Source organism: Amycolatopsis sp. CA-128772 (genome assembly GCF_002904295.1).
Taxonomy (GTDB): domain Bacteria; phylum Actinomycetota; class Actinomycetes; order Mycobacteriales; family Pseudonocardiaceae; genus Amycolatopsis.
The window spans coordinates 149,295-173,620 of the sequence record NZ_PPHG01000073.1 but is presented as its reverse complement, the minus strand read 5'-3'; the positions used below and the strand labels follow the sequence as shown (position 1 = coordinate 173,620).

Annotated in this window: 27 protein-coding genes and 1 pseudogene; 23 read left to right on the top strand and 5 right to left on the bottom strand. The window is 71.3% G+C overall.

What is annotated here, in order from left to right:
• The 7 genes from infB to C2L59_RS28110 form a co-directional block, all read left to right on the top strand.
• Positions 1-1,964: translation initiation factor IF-2 (gene infB / locus C2L59_RS28135; RefSeq protein ID WP_103352544.1), on the top strand; the 1,964-nt coding region annotated here is incomplete at its 5' end.
• Between the two features lie 70 nt (positions 1,965-2,034).
• Positions 2,035-2,328 carry a DUF503 domain-containing protein gene (locus tag C2L59_RS28130; RefSeq protein ID WP_003083991.1) on the top strand — a complete coding sequence of 98 codons (294 nt, stop codon included), beginning with the start codon at positions 2,035-2,037 and terminating at the stop codon, positions 2,326-2,328.
• Between the two features lie 19 nt (positions 2,329-2,347).
• Positions 2,348-2,830, top strand: a complete 483-nt coding sequence (gene rbfA / locus C2L59_RS28125) for a 30S ribosome-binding factor RbfA (protein ID WP_103352523.1) — start codon at positions 2,348-2,350, stop codon at positions 2,828-2,830.
• Positions 2,831-2,833: 3 nt separating this feature from the next.
• Positions 2,834-3,652, top strand: coding sequence for an alpha/beta hydrolase family protein (locus tag C2L59_RS28120; protein WP_103352522.1), 819 nt, complete (start codon positions 2,834-2,836; stop codon positions 3,650-3,652).
• A complete protein-coding gene (locus C2L59_RS48230; RefSeq protein WP_199199287.1) occupies positions 3,649-3,801 on the top strand; it encodes a hypothetical protein in 153 nt (50 codons plus the stop codon). The genes C2L59_RS28120 and C2L59_RS48230 overlap by 4 nt, the downstream gene beginning before the upstream one ends.
• Positions 3,798-4,124 (top strand): hypothetical protein, encoded by a 327-nt coding sequence (locus C2L59_RS28115; RefSeq protein ID WP_199199286.1) that lies wholly within the window; start codon positions 3,798-3,800, stop codon positions 4,122-4,124. Before C2L59_RS48230 ends, C2L59_RS28115 begins: the two co-directional genes overlap by 4 nt.
• A gap of 19 nt (positions 4,125-4,143) precedes the next feature.
• On the top strand, positions 4,144-4,905 hold the full coding sequence (locus C2L59_RS28110) for a DinB family protein (RefSeq protein WP_103352521.1): 762 nt from the start codon (positions 4,144-4,146) through the stop codon (positions 4,903-4,905).
• Here C2L59_RS28110 and C2L59_RS28105 read toward each other — a convergent pair.
• Together C2L59_RS28105 and C2L59_RS28100 are read right to left on the bottom strand one after the other, a co-directional pair.
• A complete protein-coding gene (locus C2L59_RS28105) occupies positions 4,902-5,519 on the bottom strand; it encodes a class I SAM-dependent methyltransferase (RefSeq protein WP_103352520.1) in 618 nt (205 codons plus the stop codon). The genes C2L59_RS28110 and C2L59_RS28105 overlap by 4 nt on opposite strands.
• The gene (locus tag C2L59_RS28100) at positions 5,516-6,058 is read right to left on the bottom strand and encodes a TetR/AcrR family transcriptional regulator (protein ID WP_103352519.1); all 543 of its coding nucleotides are present in this window, start codon (positions 6,056-6,058) and stop codon (positions 5,516-5,518) included. Before C2L59_RS28100 ends, C2L59_RS28105 begins: the two co-directional genes overlap by 4 nt.
• 154 nt (positions 6,059-6,212) lie before the next feature.
• Between C2L59_RS28100 and C2L59_RS28095 the strand changes: the two genes are divergently transcribed.
• Positions 6,213-6,440: a hypothetical protein gene (locus tag C2L59_RS28095; protein WP_103352518.1), complete on the top strand. Its 228-nt coding sequence runs from the start codon at positions 6,213-6,215 to the stop codon at positions 6,438-6,440.
• Positions 6,441-6,460: 20 nt separating this feature from the next.
• The gene (locus tag C2L59_RS28090; protein WP_103352517.1) at positions 6,461-7,606 is read left to right on the top strand and encodes a flotillin family protein; all 1,146 of its coding nucleotides are present in this window, start codon (positions 6,461-6,463) and stop codon (positions 7,604-7,606) included.
• 3 nt (positions 7,607-7,609) lie between these two features.
• Here the strand turns inward: C2L59_RS28090 and C2L59_RS28085 are convergent, their stop codons facing one another.
• Positions 7,610-8,641, bottom strand: coding sequence for a TRM11 family methyltransferase (locus C2L59_RS28085; RefSeq protein WP_199199285.1), 1,032 nt, complete (start codon positions 8,639-8,641; stop codon positions 7,610-7,612).
• Between the two features lie 25 nt (positions 8,642-8,666).
• On the opposite strand from C2L59_RS28085, the gene C2L59_RS28080 reads away from it, so the two are divergent.
• The 12 genes from C2L59_RS28080 (at position 8,667) to C2L59_RS28025 (ending at position 21,230) form a co-directional block, all read left to right on the top strand.
• Positions 8,667-9,656: a bifunctional oligoribonuclease/PAP phosphatase NrnA gene (locus C2L59_RS28080; protein ID WP_103352515.1), complete on the top strand. Its 990-nt coding sequence runs from the start codon at positions 8,667-8,669 to the stop codon at positions 9,654-9,656.
• An 82-nt stretch (positions 9,657-9,738) separates the two neighbouring features.
• Positions 9,739-11,058 (top strand): MATE family efflux transporter, encoded by a 1,320-nt coding sequence (locus C2L59_RS28075; protein WP_103352543.1) that lies wholly within the window; start codon positions 9,739-9,741, stop codon positions 11,056-11,058.
• Positions 11,059-11,229: 171 nt separating this feature from the next.
• On the top strand, positions 11,230-12,552 hold the full coding sequence (locus C2L59_RS28070) for a nitrate/nitrite transporter (protein WP_103352542.1): 1,323 nt from the start codon (positions 11,230-11,232) through the stop codon (positions 12,550-12,552).
• Between the two features lie 169 nt (positions 12,553-12,721).
• On the top strand, positions 12,722-13,627 hold the full coding sequence (truB, locus tag C2L59_RS28065) for a tRNA pseudouridine(55) synthase TruB (protein ID WP_103352514.1): 906 nt from the start codon (positions 12,722-12,724) through the stop codon (positions 13,625-13,627).
• Between the two features lie 27 nt (positions 13,628-13,654).
• Positions 13,655-14,623, top strand: coding sequence for a bifunctional riboflavin kinase/FAD synthetase (locus C2L59_RS28060; RefSeq protein WP_199199284.1), 969 nt, complete (start codon positions 13,655-13,657; stop codon positions 14,621-14,623).
• Between the two features lie 97 nt (positions 14,624-14,720).
• The gene (locus C2L59_RS28055; protein ID WP_091315600.1) at positions 14,721-15,194 is read left to right on the top strand and encodes a helix-turn-helix transcriptional regulator; all 474 of its coding nucleotides are present in this window, start codon (positions 14,721-14,723) and stop codon (positions 15,192-15,194) included.
• Positions 15,194-15,697 (top strand): 2'-5' RNA ligase family protein, encoded by a 504-nt coding sequence (locus C2L59_RS28050; protein WP_103352513.1) that lies wholly within the window; start codon positions 15,194-15,196, stop codon positions 15,695-15,697. The genes C2L59_RS28055 and C2L59_RS28050 overlap by 1 nt, the downstream gene beginning before the upstream one ends.
• Before the next feature lie 143 nt (positions 15,698-15,840).
• Positions 15,841-16,110, top strand: coding sequence for a 30S ribosomal protein S15 (rpsO, locus tag C2L59_RS28045; RefSeq protein ID WP_003084034.1), 270 nt, complete (start codon positions 15,841-15,843; stop codon positions 16,108-16,110).
• 232 nt (positions 16,111-16,342) lie between these two features.
• On the top strand, positions 16,343-18,595 hold the full coding sequence (locus tag C2L59_RS28040; RefSeq protein WP_103352512.1) for a polyribonucleotide nucleotidyltransferase: 2,253 nt from the start codon (positions 16,343-16,345) through the stop codon (positions 18,593-18,595).
• Positions 18,596-18,673: 78 nt separating this feature from the next.
• Entirely contained in the window at positions 18,674-20,038 is a 1,365-nt protein-coding gene (locus C2L59_RS28035; RefSeq protein ID WP_103352511.1) for a pitrilysin family protein, read from the top strand.
• The gene (dapB, locus tag C2L59_RS28030; protein WP_103352510.1) at positions 20,035-20,775 is read left to right on the top strand and encodes a 4-hydroxy-tetrahydrodipicolinate reductase; all 741 of its coding nucleotides are present in this window, start codon (positions 20,035-20,037) and stop codon (positions 20,773-20,775) included. Before C2L59_RS28035 ends, dapB begins: the two co-directional genes overlap by 4 nt.
• Complete coding sequence (locus C2L59_RS28025) at positions 20,772-21,230, top strand: tetratricopeptide repeat protein (protein WP_199199283.1); 459 nt, start codon at positions 20,772-20,774, stop codon at positions 21,228-21,230. Before dapB ends, C2L59_RS28025 begins: the two co-directional genes overlap by 4 nt.
• A 59-nt stretch (positions 21,231-21,289) precedes the next feature.
• On the opposite strand, the gene C2L59_RS28020 is transcribed toward C2L59_RS28025, so the two are convergent.
• Positions 21,290-21,808, bottom strand: a complete 519-nt coding sequence (locus tag C2L59_RS28020) for a hypothetical protein (RefSeq protein WP_103352508.1) — start codon at positions 21,806-21,808, stop codon at positions 21,290-21,292.
• An 87-nt stretch (positions 21,809-21,895) separates the two neighbouring features.
• Here C2L59_RS28020 and C2L59_RS49330 point away from each other — a divergent pair.
• Positions 21,896-22,357, top strand: a pseudogene (locus C2L59_RS49330) (GtrA family protein); the annotation flags it as partial.
• 66 nt (positions 22,358-22,423) lie between these two features.
• Here the strand turns inward: C2L59_RS49330 and C2L59_RS28010 are convergent.
• Positions 22,424-22,981, bottom strand: coding sequence for a GNAT family N-acetyltransferase (locus C2L59_RS28010; RefSeq protein WP_103352507.1), 558 nt, complete (start codon positions 22,979-22,981; stop codon positions 22,424-22,426).
• 103 nt (positions 22,982-23,084) lie between these two features.
• Between C2L59_RS28010 and C2L59_RS28005 the strand changes: the two genes are divergently transcribed.
• Positions 23,085-24,299, top strand: a complete 1,215-nt coding sequence (locus C2L59_RS28005) for a winged helix-turn-helix domain-containing protein (protein WP_103352506.1) — start codon at positions 23,085-23,087, stop codon at positions 24,297-24,299.
• Positions 24,300-24,326 lie beyond the last annotated feature (27 nt).

The window sequence follows — 24,326 nt, the reverse complement described above, 5'->3', positions numbered from 1 at the left end:
GTGGCGGCGGCGGTCGTGGCGGCCCCGGTGGCCGTGGCGGTACCGCGGGTGCCTTCGGGCGTCCGGGTGGTCCCTCGCGCAAGGGTCGCAAGTCGAAGCGGCAGAAGCGCCAGGAGTACATGGACAACATGCAGGCGCCCAGCGTCGGCGGCGTCCGCCTGCCCAAGGGCCAGGGCGAGACGATCCGGCTGCCGCGTGGTGCCTCGCTGACCGACTTCGCCGAGAAGATCGACGCCAACCCGGCTTCGCTGGTGCAGGTGCTCTTCCACCTCGGCGAGATGGTCACCGCGACGCAGTCCGTGTCGGACGACATCCTCGAGCTGCTCGGCGGCGAAATGAACTACAACGTTCAGGTCGTCAGCCCCGAGGAGGAGGACCGCGAGCTGCTGGAGACCTTCGACATCACCTACGGCGACGACGCGGGTGGCGAAGAGGATCTGCAGGTCCGGCCGCCGGTCGTGACCATCATGGGTCACGTCGACCACGGTAAGACCCGCCTGCTCGACACGATCCGGAAGACGAAGGTCCGCGAGAGCGAGGCCGGCGGCATCACGCAGCACATCGGTGCGTACCAGATCGAGACCGAGCTCGAGGGCAACCCGCGCCTGATCACCTTCATCGACACCCCGGGTCACGAGGCGTTCACCGCCATGCGTGCCCGTGGTGCGAACTCGACCGACATCGCGGTGATCGTGGTGGCGGCCGACGACGGTGTGATGCCGCAGACGGTCGAGGCGATCAACCACGCGCAGGCCGCCAAGGCCCCGATCGTGGTCGCGATCAACAAGATCGACAAGGAAGGCGCGAACCCGGACAAGATCCGGCAGCAGCTGACCGAGTACGGCCTGGTCGCCGAGGAGTACGGCGGCGACACGATGTTCGTCGAGATCTCCGCGCGGCAGAACATCAACATCGACGGCCTGCTCGAGGCGATCCTGCTGACCGCGGACGCCGCTCTGGACCTCCGGGCCAACCCGGACATGGAGGCCCAGGGTGTCGCGATCGAGGCGCACCTCGACCGCGGCCGCGGCCCGGTGGCCACCGTCCTGGTCCAGCGCGGCACGCTGCGCGTCGGTGACTCGGTCGTGGCGGGTGACGCCTACGGCCGCGTCCGCCGGATGGTCGACGAGCACAACGTCGACGTCACCGAGGCGCTGCCTTCGCGTCCGGTCCAGGTCATCGGCTTCACGTCGGTGCCCGGCGCGGGCGACACCTTCCTGGTGGTCGACGAGGACCGCGTCGCCCGGCAGATCGCCGAGCGCCGCTCGGCTCGCACGCGGAACGCGCTCAACGCGTCGCGCCGCAAGCGGGTCAGCCTCGAGGACCTCGACTCCGCCTTGAAGGAGACGAACAGCCTCAACCTGATCATCAAGGGTGACAACTCGGGTACGGTCGAGGCCCTCGAAGCCTCGCTGCTCCAGCTGGACGTCGGCGACGAGGTCGAGCTGAACGTGGTCCACCGCGGTGTCGGTGGCGTGACCGAGTCGGACATCGACCTGGCGACCGCGTCCGACGCGATCGTCCTCGGGTTCAACGTCCGCGCCCAGGGCAAGGCGACGGAGCGGGCCACCCGCGAGGGCGTCGACGTCCGGTACTACACGGTCATCTACCAGGCGATCGACGAGATCGAGCAGGCCCTCAAGGGCATGCTCAAGCCGGAGTACGAAGAGGTCGAGCTGGGCCGCGCGGAGGTTCGCGAGGTCTTCAAGTCCTCCAAGATCGGCACGATCGCGGGTTGCCTGGTCATGTCCGGCGAGATCCGGCGCAACGCCCGGGCCCGTCTCCTGCGCGACGGCACCGTCGTCGCGGAGAACCTGCCGATCAGCTCGCTGCGGCGGTTCAAGGACGACGTGGTCGAGGTCCGCGAGGGCTACGAGTGCGGTCTGACGCTCGGTTCGTACGGCGACCTCAAGGTCGGCGACTCGATCGAGACGTACGAGCAGCGCGAGAAGCCGCGAGCGTAAGGAAGTTCGACGCCGGGTGTGCGTTTCGGCGCACACCCGGCGTCTCCCTACTACACCACCCAATCTGCCTATGTTCGTCGGAGCTCTCGAGCTCGACATCCTGCTCGGCGACGTCCATTCGCTGAAGCAGAAGCGATCCGTGGTCCGTCCGGTGCTGGCCGAGGTGCGCAAGCGCTTCGCCGTTTCGGTGGCCGAAGCCGGGCACACCGACCTGCACCGCCGGACCCTCATCGGGGTGGCCGTGGTCGCCGAAGGTGGCGAGCACGTCCGCGACGTGCTCGACTCGTGTGAGCGGTACGTGGCGAGCCGGCCGGAGTTCGAACTGCTTTCCGCCCGGCGCCGGCTGCTCGGACCGGACGATTAGATCTTCCTAGGAGAACGACATGGCCGATCCTGCTCGGGCTCGCAAGCTCGCCAAGCGGATCTCGCAGATCGTCGCGTCGGCGATCGAACACGAGGTCAAGGACACCCGGCTGGACTACGTGACCATCACGGACACGAAGGTCACCGGCGACCTGCACGACGCCACGGTGTACTACACGGTGCTCGGCGAGAAGCTGGACACCCCTCCGGACTTCGCCGGTGCCGCGGCCGCGCTCGAATCGGCGCGCGGGATGCTCCGCACGAAGGTCGGGCAGGGCACCGGCGTCCGCTACACGCCCACGCTGACGTTCGTCGCCGACACGATTCCCGAGGAGTCGAAGCGGATCGAGGACCTGCTCGCGAAGGCCCGTGAGGCCGACGCAGAGGTCGCGCGCCGCTCGGCGGGAGCCCAGCACGCGGGCGAAGCCGACCCGTACAAGGCGCCTCGCGAAGCCGAAGACGCCGAAGACGACGAGTTCGCGGAGGAGGAGAGCCGGGGCTGACCCGTGCTCTCCCGCCGCGGTCTGCTCGCCGGCAGCGCACTGGCGCTGCTGGCGGGCTGCTCGTCGCCCGAACCCCCACCCGGCCCGCCTCCGGTGCCGGCCCCGTCCCGCCCCTCGGCCCCACCCGGACCGGTGACGGTTCAGCGCATGCCCTCGGCGGCCCGCGGCACGGACGTCGACCTGGTGCTCATCACCCCGTCCGGAGTGCCGTCCGCAGGGCTGCCGGTGTGCCTGGCCCTGCACGGCCGCGGCGCCCGGGCCCGCACGTTCCTGTCCCTGGGTGTCCCGGACGTGCTGACGGCGGCGGTCCGCACCGGCACCCCACCGTTCGCCATCGCGGCTCTCGACGGCGACCACTACTGGGTGAAGACCGCCGGGGCCGACGACCCCCAGCGCATGCTCACCGACGAAGTCCCGGCCTGGCTGGCCGCCCGCGACCTGCGCCCGCCCTCGGCGGCGTTCGGCATTTCGATGGGCGGCTTCGGCGCACTGCGATACGCCCGCGCCCACCCGGACCTGAAGGCGGTGGCGACGGCGAGCGCGGCCCTGTTCGTCAGCTGGCCGGACGCCCGCAGCCGCAAGGTGTTCGCGGACGAACCGAACTGGCGCGACGATGAACCGTTGCTGCACCCGGCCGACCTGCACCCCGCGGGCTCGGGCGTGTGGTGCGGCGAGTCGGACCCGTTCCTGACCGCGAACCGCCGGCTGGTGAAGGCGGTTTCGCCCGAGGTGTCCCGCTTTTCCCCGGGCGGCCACGATGACGAATACTGGCGGGGAGCACTGCCGGAGATCGTGAAGTTCGTGGGGGAGCGCCTGTCGTGATCGACCCGTCCGGCCTGTCCAAGGCCCTCTGGACCGACGCGGACTTCGCCCGGATGGGCTGGCACGACTGCCGCGTCCACGCGATCAGCCTCCTCGAAGACGACGACCTGCCCCCGAGCCGGCTCCTGCTGGCCTGGACTACGTCGTGACCTGGGTCGAGCCCGCCCGCCGGCAGAAGCACTTCACGTTCTGGGTCGCCCCCGCCACCCTGGTGTTCGACCAGGTCTGGGACCTCACCGGCGACATCGGCCCGCTGTACGGCCACCTGGAGCTGGCGGACCTCCACCGCCTCGCCCCACCGGACGACCGGCCGTATCCCTCGTGGCACCTGGAGGGGCACGAATTCGCGCTGAAGTTCCGGGCGCGGGGCTTCCGGCAGTACGTGCGCAGGCCCTCGCAGCACGTCCCCCGGCAGGTGCTGACCATGGCCGAACGCGGCGGTCTCAGCTTCGCCGAGCAGGCGTTCGCCTGAGTCCTGGGAGACTGCTCCGATGGTTTCCGAATACGCCCAGAGCGACCAGTTCCGCGGTGCCCGTATCCACCTGTGCGACCTCGCCGGCCTCGAAATCCGGGATTGCGAGGTGACCGGGCTGAAGATCGTCGACTGCTACGGCCGCGACGTCTCCCTCGGTGGCTACTTCGAGCGTCTGATCGTCAACGACGTCGACGTCACCGCCTACGTCGAGGCCGAGCTCGACCGCCGGCACCCCGCGCGGGCGCTCGCGCGGAACGCGGCTTCTCCCGAGGACTACCGAACGGCTTGGGACGCCATCGAGTCCTCCTGGAGCGCGACGCTCGACCGGGCGAGGCTGCTGCCCGAGGCCGCGCTGCACGAGCGGGTCGGCGGCGAGTGGTCGTTCGTCGAGACGCAACGGCACCTGCTCTTCGCCGGCGACGCCTGGCTCGGCAGCGCCGTGCTCGAGGAGGAAGCGCCCTACCACCCGTTGGGCTTGCCCGCCGGCGGGACACCACCGGACGAGGCAGCAAAGCTCGGCCTCACCCTCGAAGCCACCCCGACGCTCGACGAGGTGCTCGCGCCTCGGCTCGCCCGTATGTCGGCGATGCGGCGGGTCGTCGACGGGCTCACCGCCACCGAACTCGACCGGGTGTGCGGCCGCAAGCCGGGCGGCATGTACCCCGACGAGGAGTACGTCGTGCGCCGCTGCCTGAAGGTGGTGCTGAAGGAGGAAGCCGAGCACCACCGGTACGCCGTGCGTGACCTCACGGTGCTCGAGGCGGGCCGTACCGCCTAGACCCGCGCGAACAGGATCGCCTGCGACACCTCGGCTTCCGGGCGCAGCGCCCACTCCGCCTCGACCGTGAACCCGGCCTCCCGCACCCGCCGGGCCAGCCACCACGGCTGGCGCAGGTGGACGTGGACCCGCATCGGGTGGCCGCCGTAGCCCTGCGTCTTCAGGCGCGTTCCCGCCCCCACGTGGTACCCGATCACCAGCAGGCCGCCCGTGCGCAGGACGCGGCGGAAGTGGCTCAGCGTCACCGGCACCGCGTCGTCCGGGACGTGGATCAGCGACCAGGACGCCAGCACGCCCGCGACCGACGCGTCCGGCAGCGCGAGGTCCGTCATCGAGCCCACCTCGAACCGCAGCTCCGGATGCGCCCGGCGGGCCAGGTCGACCATCCCCGGCGACAGGTCGATGCCGGACGCGTCGACACCCAGCGAAGCCAGGTACGCCGTGAAGTGCCCCGGGCCGCAGCCGACGTCCACCGCCGGTCCGTCGACCTGCGAGGCGAACAGCGTCAGCGCCGCCCGCAGGTACGGCTGTTCGTCCAGCGCGTCCGACACGAACTCGGCGTAGCTCGACGCCACCGTGTCGTACGAGGTGGCCGTGTCCGCGAGCCAGGTCATCCCGGGCGCAGCCCCTCGAGCACCAGGGCGAGCCCGCGCCGCCAGTCCCGCGCCGCGGAGGCGCCGGCGAACACCACCGCCAGGTCCTCGCCGCGGAAGTCCGGTCGCAGGAGACCCGCCTCCTGGGCGCGCGAGATGATCCGGTTCATCCGGGAAGCGTTGGCCTGCTTGGCTTTCTCCAGCCCCGACGCCGGGTCGAACGTCCGGGAGCACACCTCGGTGAAGCCGCGGTCGGCCACCAGCATCCGCACCGACCGTTCGAGGAACAGGACGAAACCCTCCCACGGGTCTTCACACGCGAGGGCCGCCTCCGACACAGCCCTGGCCTCTTCCAGCGTCGGCAGGAACGCGGCTTCGACGAGGTCCGCCCGCGTCGGGAACCGGTTGTAGAGGGTGCCGATCGCGACCTCCGCGCGGCGGGCGATTTCGTCCAGCGGGGCGTCGACGCCCTTGGCGCCGAACACTTCCCGCGCCGCCGCGACCAGCGCCTCCCGATTGCGCCGGGCGTCCGCGCGCAGGGGACGTTGCTCGACGGTCACGATCCGCGAGTATAGCCGCGTACGCCCGAGCGGCCCGTCCGGTTGCCTTCCTGATCGGAACCTCACAGTGCCCACGCCGTGCGTCCGGCGGGAGCACAATGAAGTGAGCGGGGGTGAACCCGCACCGAGGCCGCCACGGAGGGAGGTCGGCACCATGCACTCCGATCTCTCCCCGTCCGGCCGCACCGGAGTCCTCCTGGTCGGCACCCGCGGGCAGCGGGGCCCCGGGGAGGTGCTGATCAGGATCAGGGGCGGCCTGGAAACCTTCCTTGCCTGGTCCGACACGGAGCTGCCGAAGGGCACGACCGTCCTGGTCGTGGAAACCCGGGGCCGGCGCACGGTCGACGTCGTGGCGTGGGACGCCTCGGATCCCGCTCGATAGCGTTCGCAGAAGGACATTCGATGTTCGGTTATCGCGTGCCGGCTCCCAACGAGGCGATGCTGATCTCCGGGGGCAAGAACAGCAAGGGCGCGTCGCCGTTCCGGGTCGTCACGGGCCACGGCGCGTTCGTCATGCCGGTCTTCCGGAAAGTCCGGTTCCTCACGCTTGCCATGTGCGAAGCCGAAGTGACCGAAGTGTGCGTCACCAAGCAGGCCATCGCCCTGACCGTGCGGGCGGTGATCGCGTTCAAGGTCGGCAACGACACCGAGAGCATCGTCAACGCCGGCCAGCGGTTCCTCTCCGACCAGGACCAGATGTCCGTGCTGACCGGCCGGATCTTCGCCGGGCACCTGCGGTCCATCATCGGGTCGATGACCGTCGAGGAGATCATCACCGAGCGGCAGAAGCTCGCCACCGAGGTGCTGGACGGCTCGGCGGTGGAGATGGCGAAGATCGGGCTCACCGTCGACGCCCTGCAGATCCAGTCGATCGACGACATGAAGCTCGGCTACATCGCCGCGATGGCCGCGCCGCACAACGCCGCCATCCAGCGGGACGCCCAAATCGCCCAAGCCGTGGCGAACAAGACCGCGGCCGAAGCCGAACAGGAGTCGCAGCGGACGCAGGCCGAGTACGCCCGGCAGACGTCGATCGTGCAGGCGCGGTACCGCGCCGAGGTCGAAGCGGCGCAGGCCCAGGCCGCTCAGGCCGGCCCGCTCGCGCAGGCCCGCGCGCAGCAGGAGGTCATCGACGCGCGCACCGAGCTGGCCCAGCGCGAAGCCGAACTGCGGCAGCAGCAGCTGGTGGCCGAGGTGATCAAGCCCGCCGACGCCGAGGCCGAGCGGATCCGCATCCTCGCGGTCGCCGAGGCGGAGAAGATGCGGGTGCAGGCGCAGGCGGCCGCGTCGCACAACCGGGTCGCGCTCGACCGGATGCTCATCGACCAGCTGCCGCAGATCGTCAAGGAAGCCGGCCGGGGCCTGTCGGGGGCAAACGTCAACATCCTCAACGGCGCCGACGGCCTCGGCGAGATGGCCGCCGGGCTCGTCGGCCAGGGACTGTCCATCTTGGACTCGGTCAAGCGCGGCCTGAGCACGGCGCCCGCGCCGGCCGCGCCGGAGGAGAACGGGCAGGTGCCGAAGCCGGGGGAGCTCACCGCCTCCTGAGGCTCAGGACGCGGGTTTGGCCGCGACGACCAGGTCGCGCAGGATGGCCTGGTCGACGCGGTGGGCGAACTCCTCCCACGGGCCGCCCTCACGGACGTCCAGCCCGGCCTTCCGGAGCACCTCGACGAGCTCTTCCCGCGGCAGCACGGTCGTGTTCCAGGAGATGCCGAGCGCGCCGCCGGGCTTCAGCACCCGTGTCCACCCGGGAACGGCGGCCGCGAGCAGGTCGCGCGGGCTGCGCTGCAGACCCGCTTCGCGGTGGCTGCCGTGCTGGACGCCGTAGGGCGCGTCGGTGACGATCACGTCGCACGAGTTCGCCCGCAGCACCTCGTCGGTGGTCAGGGTGTCGGCGTTGAAGTAGGTGAGCTTGCGCGTGTCGCCCGTTTTGTACGCTTCCTTGTCCAGGGCGTACTCGATGTCGAGGCGGCGGCCGAGGCGGGCCTTGTTGCGCCGCAGCTGCCCGGACTCGGCGGTGTGCTTCACGCGCTTGGTGCGCAGCCAGGTCTTGATGAACGCCTCGTACGCCTCGAAGTCCTTGGCGTCGACGTCCAGGCCGGTCGCGTGGAGGCCGTACATCATCGCCTGGTTGAGCGTGGTGCCGCGGCCGCACAGCGGGTCGAGCAGGTACTTGGGCTTGGCCGGGAACGGGTCCGCGGTCGCCATCAGCGTGACGTTCACCAGCAGCTTGGTGAACAGCTCGTTCGTCTTGCCGGCGTACTTCTGGATGGTCAGCAGGTCCGAGTCGGCCTTCGCCAGCGGTGTCACCTGAACCGGACGGAGGACACCGTCACCCAGCTCGAACAGGGCATACAGCGACGAGAGGTTCGACAGGAGCGCGAGATCGCGCCCGTCCAGGGGCGCCGAGCTGGTGAAGCGCACGTAACCGACGCCGCCGAGCTCGACCTCCTCGATCGCGGACAGCTCGGCCGCCAGGCGCGCGCCGAACACCGCCAGCTCGGCGCGCAGCAGCGCGGGGGCGGAGGCGGCGTAGACCCGGTTGGCCGAGGGGTAGACCAGCATCGCGTACTCAGGCATCCCGCAGAGCGTAGCGTGACGCACCGTGACCCCTACTTCGGCGCAGGACATCCGGGACGCGGCCGCGCTGCTCGCGTCGGCGACCGACGTGACGGTGCTCGGGCACGTCCGTCCCGACGCCGACGCCCTGGGCAGCGCGCTCGCCCTCGGCCGGGCGCTGCGGCAACGCGGCGCGAAGGTGCGCGTGTCGTTCGGCGAGCCGGACGAGGCGCCGGAGACGCTGCGGTGGCTCGACGAGGACGGCCTGCTCACCCACCCGGACGCCCTGCCGGACACCGACGGGCTGCTCGTCTGCGTCGACACGCCGACGCCGAAGCGGCTGGGCCGGCTCGCCGGGCGCGTCGAGCTCGCCGGCGCGGTGCTGGTGATCGACCACCACGCGACCAACACCTGCTACGGCACCTGCCACGTCGTCGACGAGGGGGCCGAGGCCAGCGCCGTCCTGGTGTTCCGGGTCCTGGAGGAACTGGGCGCCGCGCTGGACGAGCCGATCGCGCGCGGGCTCTACGCGGGGATCGTCACCGACACGAGCGGCTTCCGCCGGGCGAGCCCGGACACCCACCGGATGGCGGCCCGCCTGCTGGAGGCGGGGGTCGACCCGGAGGCGGTGGTGCGGCGGATCGTCGACGAGCGCCCGTTCGCCTGGCTGCCGATGCTGTCGTCGGTGCTGCGCGAGGCCCGGCTGGAGCCGGAAGCCGCACAGGGCCGCGGTTTCGTGCACGCGGCGGTGCGCGCCGACGCGGCGCGCACGGTCCGCGGCGAAGAGGTGGAATCGGTCATCGACGTGGTCCGTTCGGTCCGCGAGGCGGCTGTCGCGGCGGTGCTCAAGCAGGATCCGGCGCAGCCGGGGCAGTGGCAGATTTCTCTGCGCAGCAAGGGGATGGACGTTTCGGCGGTGACGGCGGAGTTCGGCGGCGGCGGGCACCGGCAGGCCGCGGGCTGCACAATCGCGGGCTCGGCGGAGGAGGTCCTCGCGGGGTTGCGGGAGGCGCTGGAGCGCGCGCCGTTGCTGTAGGGCGTCGGACGGCGGGGGTGGAAAGTTCCCGGGTTCCCGCCGGTCAGGACGGTCGGTGGGGGCGGTTAGAGTCCGGTTCGTGGTGAATGTGGAGGAGACCGAGCGGGTTCCGGCGAAGCGCGTGCTCGGGCTGGCCGTGCCCGCGCTGGGGGTGCTGGCCGCCGAGCCGCTGTACGTGCTGGTCGACACCGCCGTGGTCGGTCACCTCGACGCGTTGTCGCTGGCCGGGCTCGCGCTCGGCGGGGTCGTGCTGGCGCAGGTTTCGAGCCAGCTGACGTTCCTGTCCTACGGCACGACCTCCCGCACCGCGCGGCTGCACGGCGCCGGCCGCCGGGCCGACGCCGTCCGGGAAGGCGTGCAGGCGACCTGGCTGGCTGTTTTCGTCGGGCTCGTCGTGCTGGCCGCGGGGCAGCTGCTGGCCTGGCCGATCGCGCGGGTGCTTTCGGGCAGTGACGAGATCGCGTCGGCCGCCGTGTCGTGGCTGCGGATCGCGCTGTTCGGGGCGCCGCTGATCCTGGTCACCATGGCCGGCAACGGCTGGATGCGCGGGGTGCAGGACGCCGCGAAGCCGTTGCGGTACGTGCTGGCGGGCAACGGGATCTCGGCCGTGCTGTGCCCGGTCCTCGTCTACGGGGCCGGGCTGGGCCTGGAGGGCTCGGCGATCGCGAACGTCGTCGCGCAGGTGATCTCGGCGTCGCTGTTCTTCGCGGCGCTGGCCCGGGAGAAGGTCGGCCTCCGGCCGGACTTCACGGTGATGCGCGCCCAGCTCGGCCTCGGCCGCGACCTGGTGCTGCGCAGCCTGGCGTTCCAGGCGTGCTTCGTCTCGGCAGCGGCCGTCGCGGCCCGGACGTCGACCGAGGCGGTCGGCGCACACCAGGTGGTGCTGCAGCTGTGGACGTTCCTCGCGCTGGTGCTCGACTCGGTGGCGATCGCCGCGCAGTCCCTGGTCGGGGCCGCCCTGGGGGCGAATTCGGCGCGGCAGGCGCGCGGGGTCGCGGCGCAGATCACCGGGTACGGCCTGCTGATGGGGTGCTTCCTGGGCGTGCTGTTCGCGGCGCTGTCGTGGGTGCTGCCGCACGCGTTCACGTCCGACCCGGGCGTGCTGGCGGAGATCCCGCACGCGTGGTGGTTCTTCGTGGCCCTGCAGCCGATCGCGGGGGTGGTCTTCGCCCTGGACGGCGTCCTGCTCGGCGCGGGCGACGCGGCCTTCCTCCGCAACGCGACCCTCGGCAGCGCGGCCCTGGGCTTCCTCCCGCTGATCTGGGCGTCCCTCGGCTTCGGCTGGGGCCTCACGGGCATCTGGACCGGCCTGTCCCTGTTCATGGTCCTCCGCCTGGCCGCGGTCCTGGTCCGCTGGCGCTCGGGCCACTGGGCGGTGACCGGCGCCACCCGCCCGGTGTGATGCCCCTCCGGACACGCGTGTGACCCCGCTGAGCACGGGTGATGCCCGTTACCTGTGGGCAAAACCACCCGTCTCGCGGCTATGGTTCTTGGTTGCTTAGGCGATACAAGTAGCAGGGACGGCAGCGTGGGCGTCCTGCGCCCGAGAATCGCCGAACCCCTGGAGGAACCCGTGCCCGCCACCGGCCGTGCCACCGCCCGGTCCTGGCTGATCTGGCTCGCCGCCGTCACCGTCTACCTCCTCGCCGTCTTCCACCGGACGTCCTTCGGCGTCGCCGGGCTGCAGGCCGCCGAGCGCTTCGGCGTCGGCGCGGCCGCGCTCGGCACCTTCACCGTCCTGCAGGTCGGCGTGTACGCCGCGATGCAGATCCCGACCGGGGTCCTGGTCGACCGCTACGGTCCCCGCCGCGTCCTCACCGTCGCCGTGCTGGTCCTCGGCGCCGGCCAGCTCCTGCTCGGCGTCGCGCACTCCTACGGCCTCGGCCTGCTCGCCCGCGCCGTCCTCGGCCTCGGCGACGCGCTCACCTTCGTCAGCGTCCTGCGCCTGGTCGCGGCCCACTTCCCGGGCCGCCAGTACGCCCTGCTGACGTCGTTCACGGCCGCCGTCGGCTACATCGGCAACCTCGCCGCGACCGTCCCGCTGGCCCTGGTGCTCGACAGCGCCGGCTGGACCCCGACCTTCCTCGCCGTCGGCGCCATCACCGTCCTCTACACCGTCGTGGTGACGTTGCGGGTCCGCGACGTCCCGGCCGGCGAACAGCCGCCGGTCCGCGAAGCCGTCCGCCCGCGCGAGCTCGCCGGCCAGGTCGCCGAGGCCTGGCGGACGCCGGGGACGCGCCTGGCCTTCTGGGTCCACTTCAGCACGATGTTCGCGCCGAACGCGCTGACGCTGCTCTGGGGCGTCCCGTGGCTGGTGCAGGGCCAAGGGCAGTCGAAGGCGACGGCGAGCGCGATGCTGACGGTGTTCGTCTTCGGGTCGATGGCGGGCGGCCCGGCGCTCGGTGGCCTGATCGGCCGCCGCCCGTCGCTGCGGATGCCGCTGGTCGGCGGCTACATCGGCGGGGCCGCGGTGGTCTGGGCGGTGCTGCTGGGCTGGCCGGGCCAGGTGCCGCTGCCGGTACTGGTGCCCGCGTTCGCCTTCCTCGCCCTGGGCGGTCCGGCGTCGATGATCGGCTTCGCCCTCGCCCGCGACTACAACCCGCTCAGCCGGGTGGGCACGGCGACCGGCGTGGTCAACGTCGGCGGCTTCGTGGCGACGACGATCGCCGCGCTCGCGGTCGGCGTGCTGCTGCAGCTGACCGGCAGCAACTTCCGGGTGTCGCTGCTGGCCCTGGTCGCGGTGCTGGCGTTCGGCACGTTCCGGCTGCTGGTGTGGTGGCGCCGGACCCGGACGCACCTGTTCCTGGCCGAGGCCCGCGGCGAGGAGCTGCCGGTCCGCATCACCCGCCGCCGCTGGGACGCGGCCCTGCCCGAGACACCGATCGTGGCGGCCTGACCCAAGCACCCCAATGTGGCGTTGGGTGCGTTGGACGCACCGAACGCCACATTGGGGGCGCTGGACGCACCGAACGCCACATTGGGGGCGCTGGACGCAACCAACGCCACATTGGGGGCGCACCCGGCGGCCTGATCGATCCGCGACAGCCGGCCAGTAGGGTTGCCGCGTGTCGAGCCCGAAACCGCCCCGCCGTCCCGCCCCGCCTCCCGGCCTGCTCATCGTCGACAAGCCCGCCGGGATGACCTCCCACGACGTCGTCGCGCGCGCCCGGCGGATCATGGGGACCCGCAAGGTCGGGCACGCCGGCACGCTCGACCCGATGGCCACCGGCGTGCTCGTGCTCGGCATCGAACGCGCCACCAAGCTGCTCGGCCACCTCGCCCTGGACCGCAAGACCTACCTGGCCACCCTCAGCCTCGGCAGCAGCACCACCACCGATGACGCCGAAGGCGAAGTCCTGAGCCGAGCCGAGACAAAAAACATCACCGACGAAGACATCGCGAACGGGGTCGAAAAGCTCACCGGCGACATCCAGCAGGTCCCCAGCGCGGTCAGCGCGGTCAAGATCGACGGCAAGCGCGCCTACGCCCGCGTCCGCGCCGGCGAAGACGTCGTCATCCCGGCCCGCCCGGTCACCGTCTACCGCTTCGACGTCCTCGGCATCCGGCACGAGGAGGACCACGTGGAGGTAGACGCCGTCGTCGAGTGCTCCTCCGGCACCTACGTCCGCGCGCTGGCCCGCGACCTCGGCGCGGACCTCGGCGTCGGCGGCCACCTGCAGGCGCTCCGGCGCACCACGGTCGGCCCCTTCACCCTGGCCAAGGCGAAGACCCTCGACCAGCTCGAAGAGCAGCCCGAACTGAGCCTCGACCTCGACGCCGCCGTCGCCGCCGCGTTCCCGCGCCGCGATCTCGACGCCGCCACGGCGAAGGCGGTCCGCCACGGCCAGCGCATCCCGGCGGCGGGCATCGAAGGCACCTACGGGCTCTTCGGCCCCGACGGCCGGGTGCTCGCCCTGGCCGCCGACGAACAGGGCGTGTCCCGCGCGGTTGTCGTGTTGCTGCCCGCCTAGGGTGGGCTCGAGAGACGGGAGTGTGACGTGCTGCGGTGGCGTGGACTGGGGGACCTCCCCGGCAGCTGGGGCCGGTGCGTGGTCACCATCGGCGTGTTCGACGGTGTCCACCGCGGGCACCAGGAGCTGATCAGCCGGACGGTGGCGGCGGCGGCCGAGCGCGGCCTGCCGAGCGTCATGCTGACGTTCGACCCGCACCCGTCCGAGGTGCTGCGCCCGGGCAGCCACCCGGCGCAGCTGACGACGTTGCGGCGGAAGGCCGAGATCGTCGAAAGCCTCGGCGTCGACGTCTTCTGCGTGCTGCCGTTCACCCTGGAGCTGTCCCGGCTGCTGCCGGAGGAGTTCGTGCACGAGGTGCTGGTCGACCGGCTGCACGCGGCCGCGGTGATCGTCGGCGACAACTTCACCTTCGGCGCCAAGGCGGCCGGCGACGTCGAGCTGCTGCGCACCCTCGGCCGCCGGTTCGGCTTCGCCGCGTTCGGCGCCGAGCTGCAGGGCAAGGAACTGTCCGAAGAGGACCAGTCGGCCATCACCTTCTCCAGCACCTACGTCCGGTCGTGCATCGACGCCGGTGACGTGGTCGCCGCCGCCGAGGCCCTCGGCCGCCCGCACCGGCTGGAAGGCATCGTCGTCCGCGGCGACGGCCGGGGCCACGAGCTCGGCTACCCGACGGCCAACCTGTCGACCCCGCGTTTCGCCGCCGTCCCGGCCGACGGCGTCTACAGCGCGTGGTTCACCCGGTCGGCCGACCCCCGGCGCCGGCTGCGCGCCGCGGTCTCGGTGGGCACCAACCCGACGTTCTCGGGGCGCGAACGGACCGTCGAGGCCTTCGTCCTCGACGTCGACGAGGACTTCTACGGCCAGCACGTGGCCATCGACTTCGTGACGCGGCTGCGCGACCAGGTGCGGTTCGCCGACTCGGCCGGGCTCGTCGCGCAGATCGACGACGACGTGGTGGAGACGAGAAAGGCACTGGAGGTGCCCCCGGACGCCTGACCGGGGACGAATAGGGGATTCCGCGTCCACGCACGTGACCGCGATGGCAAGATGCTCACGGACGGTGTGCGCGTGAAGGTTTAGGGGAGCGGAACTGGTGGAGGACCACAAGATCGTCCAGCGGAACATCGCGTTGCAGCGCGAGTGGTACGGGGAGCCGCTCGGCGACCGCGTGCGCCGGCTCGTCGTCGCGTTCGACGTTTCGCAGGCGTTCCTGGCCGAAGTCCTCGGGATCAGCGCCCCCATGCTCAGCCAGGTGATGAGCGGGCGGCGGGCGAAGATCGGCAACCCGGTCGTGCTGGCCAGGATGATCATGCTCGAGCGCAAGATCCTCGTGCCCGAGGTCGCCGCGGGCAACCGCGAGGCGATGCTGGCCGCGATGGAGGACGTCCGCGACTCCCGCCCCACCGTCGGCCGCGACAACATCCCGGTGGTCAACGAAGACCAGAAGGTCCTCGCCTACCTGCGCGACCTGGCCGAGGACGAAGACCTCGGCGAGGCCGCCAAGCGCCTCGACGACGAGTTCCCGGCCATCGCCGACCTGCTCCGCCGGGCGGGCAACGGCGCCTGATGCCGGTCCTGTTCAGCGCCCTGCTCCCGCCGGCCGACGTGGTCGAGGCGATCACGGCGGCCGTCGGGACCCCGGACGACGGCCTGCGCTGGGAGCCGCCGGAGCGCCGGCACGTCACCCTCGCCTACTACGGGCCGGACGACGTCGAGACTCGCGCCGCCTGGCTGGGCGAACGGCTGGCCGGGCGCCCGGCCGTCGACGTCCGGCTGGAAAAGGCCGCGACGTTCCCCGGGGTGCTGTGGTTGACTGTCGCCGGACCGGAGCTGACGCCGCTCGCGCACGCCGCGGGCGCCGACGCCGAACCGAGGCCGTACCGGGCGCACCTGACGCTCGCGCGGTTCTCCCGGGAAGAACCCGGGCTCGCCGCGCGTTGGACCGGAAAGCTCGCCGGCTTCACGAGCCGGTGGTGGCGGGCCGCGGAAGTGGTCCTGATGACCAGCGAGCGCGCGCCGGCTGGTCCCCGGTACCGGGTGGCCCGCTCGTGCGGGCTGGGCGACGCCTGAAGGCCCTGCTCAGAGGCGGACGTCAGCCAAATGGTAACGTCGTGGCCGGGTCCGGCTGCAGTCCGTGGCGGCCGTGACCGTCTTCCCGGCGTGCATCCACGCCCGGGGTCGCACGGCACTGATCATTTCGAGGAGCAACACAAGTGGCGCTGTCCACCGAAGAGAAGAAGTCGATCCTGGCCGAGTACGGCGTGCACGACTCGGACACGGGTTCCCCCGAGGCCCAGGTCGCGCTGCTGACGAAGCGGATCGTCGGCCTCACCGAGCACCTCAAGGCTCACAAGCACGACCACCACTCGCGTCGCGGGCTCCTGCTGCTGGTCGGCCGTCGCCGCCGGCTGCTGAACTACGTGATGAAGGTGGACATCGAGCGTTACCGTGCGCTGATCCAGCGCCTCGGCCTGCGCCGATAGCTCGAACCCGAGGGGGAGTGGCCACGACGGCCGCTCCCCCTCGGTCCGAAAAAGAAAGAACGGCGCGAGCGCGCACGAGGGTCTTCTCCGCCGGTCCTCGGTAGTGGCTTCCGGGAAGAGTCCCGGGGGCTTCGATCGAAGACCGGCCTCATTCCTCGAGCGTCCTCAGGCGAAATGGGTCCCAGGGTGGGAGACTCGCGTCGTACGAAGGAACCAAAGAGGAGAAACATCCATGACCGACTCCACCGGAGTCACCGTGCACGAGACCGAAGCCGTGATCGACAACGGCCGGTTCGGCACCCGCACCGTCCGCTTCGAGACGGGCCGCCTGGCCAAGCAGGCCGCCGGCGCCGTGGTCGCGTACCTCGACGAAGAAACCATGCTGCTCTCGGCGACGACCGCGTCGAAGCACCCGAAGGACCACTTCGACTTCTTCCCCCTCACCGTCGACGTCGAAGAGCGCATGTACGCCGCGGGCCGCATCCCGGGCGCGTTCTTCCGCCGCGAGGGCCGCCCGTCGACCGACGCGATCCTGACCTGCCGCCTGATCGACCGGCCGCTGCGCCCGTCGTTCACCGACGGTCTCCGCAACGAGATCCAGGTCGTCATCACCGTCCAGAGCCTCAACCCGGACGACCCGTACGACGTGCTGGCCATCAACGCCGCCTCGGCGTCGACCCAGATCGCCGGCCTGCCGTTCTCCGGCCCGGTCGGCGGCGTCCGCGTCGCGCTGATCGAAGACCAGTGGGTCGCGTTCCCGACCTGGTCGCAGCTGGAGAAGGCGACCTTCAACATGGTCGTCGCCGGCCGCATCGTCGGTGAAGACGTCGCGATCATGATGGTCGAGGCCGAGGGCACCGAGAACACGCTCGACCTGATCGCCGCCGGCGGCAAGGCGCCGGACGAGGCCGCGGTCGCCGCGGGCCTCGAAGCCGCGAAGCCGTTCATCAAGGTGCTGTGCGAGGCTCAGCAGAAGCTGGCCGACGTCGCCGCCAAGCCGACCGGTGAGTTCCCGGTCTTCCTGGCCTACGAGCAGGACGTCTACGACGCCGTCGCGGCGATCGCCACCGACGACCTCGCCCGCGCGCTGCAGATCCCGGGCAAGCAGGACCGCGACGCCGCGACCGACGAGGTCAAGGCCGCCGTGCTGGAGAAGGTCGGCCTCGGCGAGGGCGAAGCCTTCGAGGGCCGCGACAAGGAGATCGGCGGGGCGTTCAAGGCCCTGACGAAGAAGATCATGCGCCAGCGCGTCCTCACGGAGAAGATCCGGATGGACGGCCGTGGCCTCACCGACATCCGGTCGCTCGCGGCCGAGGTCGCCGTGATCCCGCGGGCCCACGGTTCGGCGCTGTTCGAGCGCGGCGAAACCCAGATCCTGGGCGTCACCACGCTGAACATGCTTCGCCTGGAGCAGCAGATCGACTCGCTGTCCCCGGAGACGCACAAGCGCTACATGCACCACTACAACTTCCCGCCGTTCTCCACCGGCGAGACCGGCCGCGTCGGTTCGCCGAAGCGCCGCGAAATCGGCCACGGCATGCTCGCCGAGCGCGCCCTGGTGCCGGTGCTGCCGAAGCGGGACGAGTTCCCGTACGCGATCCGCCAGGTCTCCGAGGCGCTGGGCTCCAACGGCTCGACCTCGATGGGCTCGGTCTGCGCGTCCACCATGGCGCTGTACAACGCCGGCGTGCCGCTGAAGGCGCCGGTCGCGGGCATCGCGATGGGCCTGGTCTCCGACGAGGTCGACGGCGAGACCCGCTACGTGGCGCTCACCGACATCCTCGGTGCCGAGGACGCCCTCGGCGACATGGACTTCAAGGTCGCCGGCACCAAGGACATCATCACCGCACTGCAGCTCGACACGAAGCTCGACGGCATCCCGTCGGAGGTCCTCGCGGCCGCGCTGAAGCAGGCGAAGGACGCTCGCCACACCATCCTGGAGGTCATCGCCGAGGCGATCGACAGCCCGGACGAGATGAGCCCCTACTCGCCGCGCGTCACCAGCGTGAAGATCCCGGTGGACAAGATCGGCGAGGTCATCGGCCCGAAGGGCAAGATGATCAACTCGATCACCGAGCAGACCGGCGCCGACATCTCCATCGAGGACGACGGCACGATCTACGTGGGCGCGTCCGACGGCCCGTCGGCGGAGGCGGCGATCGACCTGATCAACGCCATCGCCAACCCGCAGCTGCCCAAGGTCGGCGAGCGCTTCCTCGGCACCGTGGTGAAGACGGCCGCGTTCGGCGCGTTCGTCTCGCTGCTGCCGGGCAAGGACGGCCTGGTGCACATCTCCAAGCTGGGCAACGGCAAGCGGATCAACAAGGTCGAGGACGTGGTCAACGTGGGCGACAAGCTCCGCGTCGAGATCGCCGACATCGACAACCGCGGCAAGATCAGCCTGATCGTGGTCAAGGAAGACGACGCGAAGCCTGCTGAGGGTGACGCGCCGGCTGCCGACGCCGAGAAGGCCGACGCCAAGTAAGACAGCTCGTTTCTGGTTCGTGAAGGCCACCTCGGGATGTCCCGAGGTGGCCTTCGCGGCAAGGTGAGTAAGGAACCCATGGCACGGCAGGTTTCCGGGCACGAGCAGCCCGTCGGCACCACCCGCACGCTGGAGTCCACTTCGGACGGTGCGGTCGTCAAGCGCAGCGTCCTGCCCGGCGGTCTGCGGGTGATCACCGAGCACGTCCCGGCGTCCCGCTCGGCCACGGTCGGGCTGTGGGTCGGCATCGGCTCCCGCGACGAGCCGGCCGCCGTCGCCGGCGCCGCGCACTACCTCGAACACCTGCTGTTCAAGGGCACGAAACACCGTGACGCCACCCAGATCGCCGAGGAGATCGACGCCGTCGGCGGCGAGTTCAACGCCTTCACGGCGAAGGAGCACACCTGCTACTACGCGCAGGTGCTCGACGCCGACCTGCCGCTCGCCGTGGACCTGGTCACCGACGTCGTGTTCGACGCCCTGTGCACCGACCGCGACATGGACATGGAGCGCAGCGTCGTCCTCGAAGAGATTTCGATGCGCGACGACGACCCCGAGGACCTGCTGCACGAGACGTTCGTGACGGCGATCCTCGGCGACCACCCGCTCGGCCGCCCGGTGCTCGGCAGCGAGAAGTCGATCGTGGAGATGTCGCCCGCGGCCCTGCGGAACTTCTACAAGCGCCGGTACACGCTGCCGCGGATGGTCCTGTCCGTGGCCGGGAACATCGACCACAACCAGGTGCTCCGGCTGGTCCGGAAAGCCCTGAAGGAGCGCCTGGCCGGCACCGCGACGCCGTTCGCGCCCCGCGAGGGCCGCGCCCGGATCAGGACCGTGCCCAAGCTGGCCCTGCACACCGACGACACCGAGCAGGCGCACGTCATGCTCGGCCTGCGGTCGCTGTCCCGCCACGACGACCGCCGGTTCGCGCTGTCGGTGCTCAACGCGGCCCTCGGCGGCGGCATGTCGTCGCGGCTGTTCCAGGAGATCCGCGAGCAGCGCGGGCTGGCCTACCAGGTGTACTCGTCGGTCGCGAGCTACGCCGACACCGGGCACATGGCCGTGTACGCGGGCTGCCAGCCGGAGAAGCTCGGCGACGTCGCCGGCGTCATCCGCGAGGTGCTCGACAAGGTCGGCGTCGACGGCCTGACCGACGCCGAGGTCGCCCGGGCGAAGGGCCAGCTGCGCGGCGGGCTGGTGCTGGGCCTGGAGGACACGTCGTCACGGATGTCCCGGATCGGCAAGAACGAGCTCAACTACGGCCACTACCTGGGCGTCGACGACACGATCGCCCGCATCGACGCGGTGACCACCGACGACGTGTGTGCCCTCGCTCGCACTTTGTTCGCGCGGCCGGGCGGGGTCTCGGCGGCCGCGGTCGTCGGGCCGTACGCTCACGCCGACGACCTTCCTGACGACCTGCACGAGGTGATCGCTTCATGACCATCAACGTCGGTGTGCTCGGTGCGCGCGGCCGGATGGGCGCGACGGTGGTGAACGCCGTCGAAGGCGCTTCGGACCTGAAGCTCGTGGCCGCGCTGGACGCGGGCGACGACTTCGCGCCGCTGGCCGACGCCCAGGTGGTCGTCGACTTCACCCGCCCCGACGCCGTGATGGGCAACCTGGAGTACCTGGTCGAGCACGACATCCACGCGGTCGTCGGCACGACGGGCTTCAGCGAAGAGCGGCTGGCTTCGCTGCGGGCGTTGCTGGCGCCGAAGCCGTCGCTCGGGGTGCTGATCGCGCCGAACTTCGCTCTCGGCGCGATTCTGGCCATGCGGTTCGCGGCCCAGGCGGCGAAGTTCTACGCCTCGGCCGAAATCATCGAGCTGCACCACAACCGCAAGGCCGACGCGCCTTCGGGCACCGCCGCGCACACCGCCCGGATGATCGCCGCCGCGCGCGCGGCGGCGGGCGTGACCCCGGGACCGGACGCGACGACGGAGGAATTCGACGGCGCCCGCGGCGCGACGGTCGAGGAGGTCCGCGTGCACTCGGTCCGCCTCCCGGGCCTGGTCGCGCACGAGGAGATCCTGTTCGGCGGCGAGGGGGAGACCCTGACCATCCGCCACGACTCCCTCGACCGGACGTCGTTCATGCCGGGCGTGCTGCTCGGCGTGCGCGAGGTGCTGAAGCGTCCCGGCCTGACGGTCGGCCTGGAGAACGTCCTCGACCTGTGAGGGCCCGCAATGTGGCGCTGCTGCTGACGGCGGCGCTGGTCGTCTACCTGTTCCTGCTCGCGGATCGGGCCTTCGCCCTGTTCAAGACGGGCACCGGCGCCGGCATCGCGCTGGGCGCGGGTGTGCTGCTGCTGCCGGTGCTGGGCCTCTGGGTCGTGGTGGTGACCTGGCGCAACGGCCTGCAGGTCCAGCGCCTTTCCCGCCGGCTGGACGCCGAGGGCGAGCTCCCGGACGTCTCGGACCTCCCGCGCCGCCCCTCGGGCCGCGTCGATCGCGAAGCGGCCGACGCGTGGTTCGAGCATCGCCGCGCGGAAGTCGAGGCCGACCAGGGGAACTGGCGGGTCTGGTACAAGCTGGCGTACGCGTACGACATCGCGGGAGACCGGCGCCGGGCGCGCGAGACGATGAAGAAGGCCGTCGAGCTGGAAGCCGCCGAACGCGCCCGTGCCGAGTAGGTTCGGCGCGGAGATCTCCTCGGTCCGCCACCGTCGCGAAGGCGAGCCCGGCCCTTGGCTCAGTGGTGCAGCCAGCCCGCGAACACCGCGGGTGAAGCCGCGATCAAACTGAAGCGGATCCACCTTCCGGCCAGACCCGTCGTCAAAAAAGTCGCGAGCCGCATCCGCACCAGGCCCGCCAGCACGCTCGTCGCCATGAACGGCGGCAGGCCCACCAGGGAACTCACCCCGTACGTCCCGGCCATCCAGTGCGGGTGCCGGTGACACCGCTCGCGCAGCCGCTCGACCCACCCGCGGAGCCGCTTCGTCCGCAGCTGCCACCGCACGCGTCGCGGCGTCATCGGGCGCTCCCGGTGCAACCGGTCGTGCAGCGGCTTCGGGAGCTTGATCGTGCCGCGGGCGGCCAGGTAGTACAGCGTCTTGCCGGCGATCTGCCCGACCGCCACCGCCGCGCCGAGCCACAGCCAGTGCAGCCCCGGCTGGCTGGCGCACAACCCGAGCAGGAAGACCTCGGCGTTGATCAGGGGCACGATGGCCGAACCGAACGCGACGCCCAGCGTCAGCAGGATCCAGCTCATCGTGTCACCTCCTGAAAAGCTCTCGCGTTCTTCCAAGTTATCAGTTCGAGATCTCCACGCACGGGGGTTAGCCCCCCTCTTCGGCGGGTGGTCCGCACCAGAAGATCACCTGCCGGACGGCTGCCGGCCACCTCCCGCCGGAACACTGGCGGGGTGGCCGCCGAGCAACCCCGTACGCCCGCTGACCGCTTCGGCGCCCTGTGCCGGACCGTCGTGCGCTTCCTGCCACTGGGGTTGTCGCGGATCGTGGCGCCGACGTTTCTCGGCTTCTGCGTCATCAACGGGTTCACCTTCGGCGTCGACCTCGCGCTGCTGACCCTCTTCCACGGCCTGCTCGGCTGGCCGGTGTGGCTGGCGATCACGCTGGCGTACGGCTGCGCGTTCGGGCTGAGCTTCGTGCTGAACCGGACGTTCAACTTCCGTTCCCACGCCGCCGTCGGAATCCAGCTCGCCCGTTACCTCGGTGCGATTGCTGCCAATTACGTCGTGTTCCTGCTGGGTTTGGGGGCGGGGCTGACGGCGCTGGGCGTCGAATACCACGTCTCGCGGCTGCTCGCGGGCGCGGGCGAGGGCGTGTTCATGTACGCCGTGCTGCGGTGGGTGATCTTCCGGGACTCAGCTCAAGGACAGCTCGAGCGTGCCGGTGAGGCGCACCTCGCGGACCATGCGGTCGCCGGTGTCGAGGGTGCGGACGGTGCCGTCGGGGTTCCAGCCGGCCCGGCGGTAGAAGCCGAGGGTGGCGTGGTCGCCCTGGGCGACCCAGGCGATGCCGCGGGAGGCGCCGTCGGCCCGCAGGCCCGCGGCGGCCGTCGCGAGTAGCCGGCCGGCGTGCCCGCGGCGGCCCCAGCGCGGCTCGACGAGCAGGGTGGCGATCAGGCCGGTGGTCTCCGCGTCCTCGGGCAGGCTGCCGTCCGCGGCGGCGACCTCGTCTTCCGGCGCGCGGCCGGCGACGCAGAACCCGACGGTGAACTCGCCTTCGGTGGCGACGTAGACGAGGCTGCCGGGGTAGTCGATGGTCTCGGTCCAGGTGCCGGCGAGGTCGGTGGCGTCCAGCTGGGCGAGCGCCTGCTTGCCCAGCAGGTCCTCGTAGGCGGCGTGCCAGGTGTCACGCTGGATGCGGGCGATCTCCGCGGCGTCGGACAGATCGGCGGGACGGACGGCGGCGTCGCTCATGGGCCTGAAATTAGCGCAGCTCCTCCGTCGAGGGCGGTGGTGGGGCATGGATGAATGCCGGGGGCCCGTTTTTGTCGGTGGTGGGTGGCACCATGACGGCATCATGCAAACGATCAGCGTCGCGACGGCCCGGAAGACGTTCCTGGCCGCACAGGGCTTCACCGACCCGCGTCCGTCCGGCGTGCCTTCGCGCCAGCACCTGAAACGGGTGCTGTCGCGGGTGCAGCTGCTGCAGCTGGACTCGGTGAACGTCGCGGTCCGGGCGCACTACATGCCGGTGTTCTCGCGGCTGGGCGCGTACGACGCGGCGTTGCTCGACGAGGCGGCGTGGGCGAACTCGGCCCGCCGCCCGCGGATGCTGGTGGAGACGTGGGCGCACGAGGCGAGCCTGCTCCCGATCGAGGACTGGCCCCTGATCCGCTCCGGCGCGAAGCGCGACGGCTGGTGGCGGCACTACGGCCCGTTGATCGAGAAGTCCCCGGGCCTGGTGGACGAGATCCTGTCGGTGGTCAAGGAGCTGGGCCCGATCGGCGCGGGCGGCATCGAGCGGGCGGTGGCGGCGGACGCCCAGCGGCGCGGCCCGGGGTCCTGGTGGGAGCGCTCGGAGGTCAAGCGCGTCTGCGAGTACCTGTTCGGCATCGGCCAGCTGACCACGGGCACGCGGCGCTCGTTCGAACGCCTCTACGACCTCACCGAGCGGGTGGTCCGCCCGGAGATCCTGGCGCGCTCGGTGTCCGCGGAGGAGGGCGCACGGGGCTTGATCTCCCGTTCGGCGCGCGCGTTGGGCGTGGCCACGGAGACGGACCTGCGCGACTACTACCGCCTCGGCCCGGCCCCGGCCCGCCAGGCGGTGGCGGAGCTGGTGGAATCGGGAGAGCTGGAGCCGGTGGCGGTCCGCGGCTGGAAGCAGCCGGCCTACCGCCACACCGCGGCCCGCACCCCCCGATCGGTCACGGGCCGCGCGCTGTTGTGCCCGTTCGACCCGCTGATCTGGGAGCGGGCCCGGACGGAACGGCTGTTCGGCTTCCACTACCGGATCGAGATCTACGTCCCGGAACCGAAGCGGGTGTACGGGTATTACGTGTTCCCGTTCCTTTTGGACGGCTCCCTGGTGGCCCGGGTGGACCTGAAGTCCGACCGCGCGGCGGGGGTGCTGCGAGTCCAGGGAGCGTTCGCGGAGGAGGGGGCCGACGTGGCCCGGGTCCTGCCGGAGCTGGCGGCGGAGCTGAGGCACATGGCGGAGTGGCTGGGGTTGTCGGGCGTGGTGGTGGGTCCCCGCGGCGGCTTGGCGGCACCGCTGGGAAAGCTGGTCCGCTGAGGCGTACCCGGAAGCGGTCAGCCGGTT

Coding starts and splice junctions, on each gene's coding strand:
- C2L59_RS28130 (WP_003083991.1), top strand. CDS start 2,035: ATGTTCGTCGGAGCTCTCGAGCTCGACATCCTGCTCGGCGACGTCCAT.
- rbfA (WP_103352523.1), top strand. CDS start 2,348: ATGGCCGATCCTGCTCGGGCTCGCAAGCTCGCCAAGCGGATCTCGCAG.
- C2L59_RS28110 (WP_103352521.1), top strand. CDS start 4,144: ATGGTTTCCGAATACGCCCAGAGCGACCAGTTCCGCGGTGCCCGTATC.
- C2L59_RS28105 (WP_103352520.1), bottom strand. CDS start 5,519: ATGACCTGGCTCGCGGACACGGCCACCTCGTACGACACGGTGGCGTCG.
- C2L59_RS28095 (WP_103352518.1), top strand. CDS start 6,213: ATGCACTCCGATCTCTCCCCGTCCGGCCGCACCGGAGTCCTCCTGGTC.
- C2L59_RS28090 (WP_103352517.1), top strand. CDS start 6,461: ATGTTCGGTTATCGCGTGCCGGCTCCCAACGAGGCGATGCTGATCTCC.
- C2L59_RS28085 (WP_199199285.1), bottom strand. CDS start 8,641: ATGCCTGAGTACGCGATGCTGGTCTACCCCTCGGCCAACCGGGTCTAC.
- C2L59_RS28050 (WP_103352513.1), top strand. CDS start 15,194: ATGCCGGTCCTGTTCAGCGCCCTGCTCCCGCCGGCCGACGTGGTCGAG.
- C2L59_RS28040 (WP_103352512.1), top strand. CDS start 16,343: ATGACCGACTCCACCGGAGTCACCGTGCACGAGACCGAAGCCGTGATC.
- C2L59_RS28035 (WP_103352511.1), top strand. CDS start 18,674: ATGGCACGGCAGGTTTCCGGGCACGAGCAGCCCGTCGGCACCACCCGC.
- dapB (WP_103352510.1), top strand. CDS start 20,035: ATGACCATCAACGTCGGTGTGCTCGGTGCGCGCGGCCGGATGGGCGCG.
- C2L59_RS28020 (WP_103352508.1), bottom strand. CDS start 21,808: ATGAGCTGGATCCTGCTGACGCTGGGCGTCGCGTTCGGTTCGGCCATC.
- C2L59_RS28010 (WP_103352507.1), bottom strand. CDS start 22,981: ATGAGCGACGCCGCCGTCCGTCCCGCCGATCTGTCCGACGCCGCGGAG.
- C2L59_RS28005 (WP_103352506.1), top strand. CDS start 23,085: ATGCAAACGATCAGCGTCGCGACGGCCCGGAAGACGTTCCTGGCCGCA.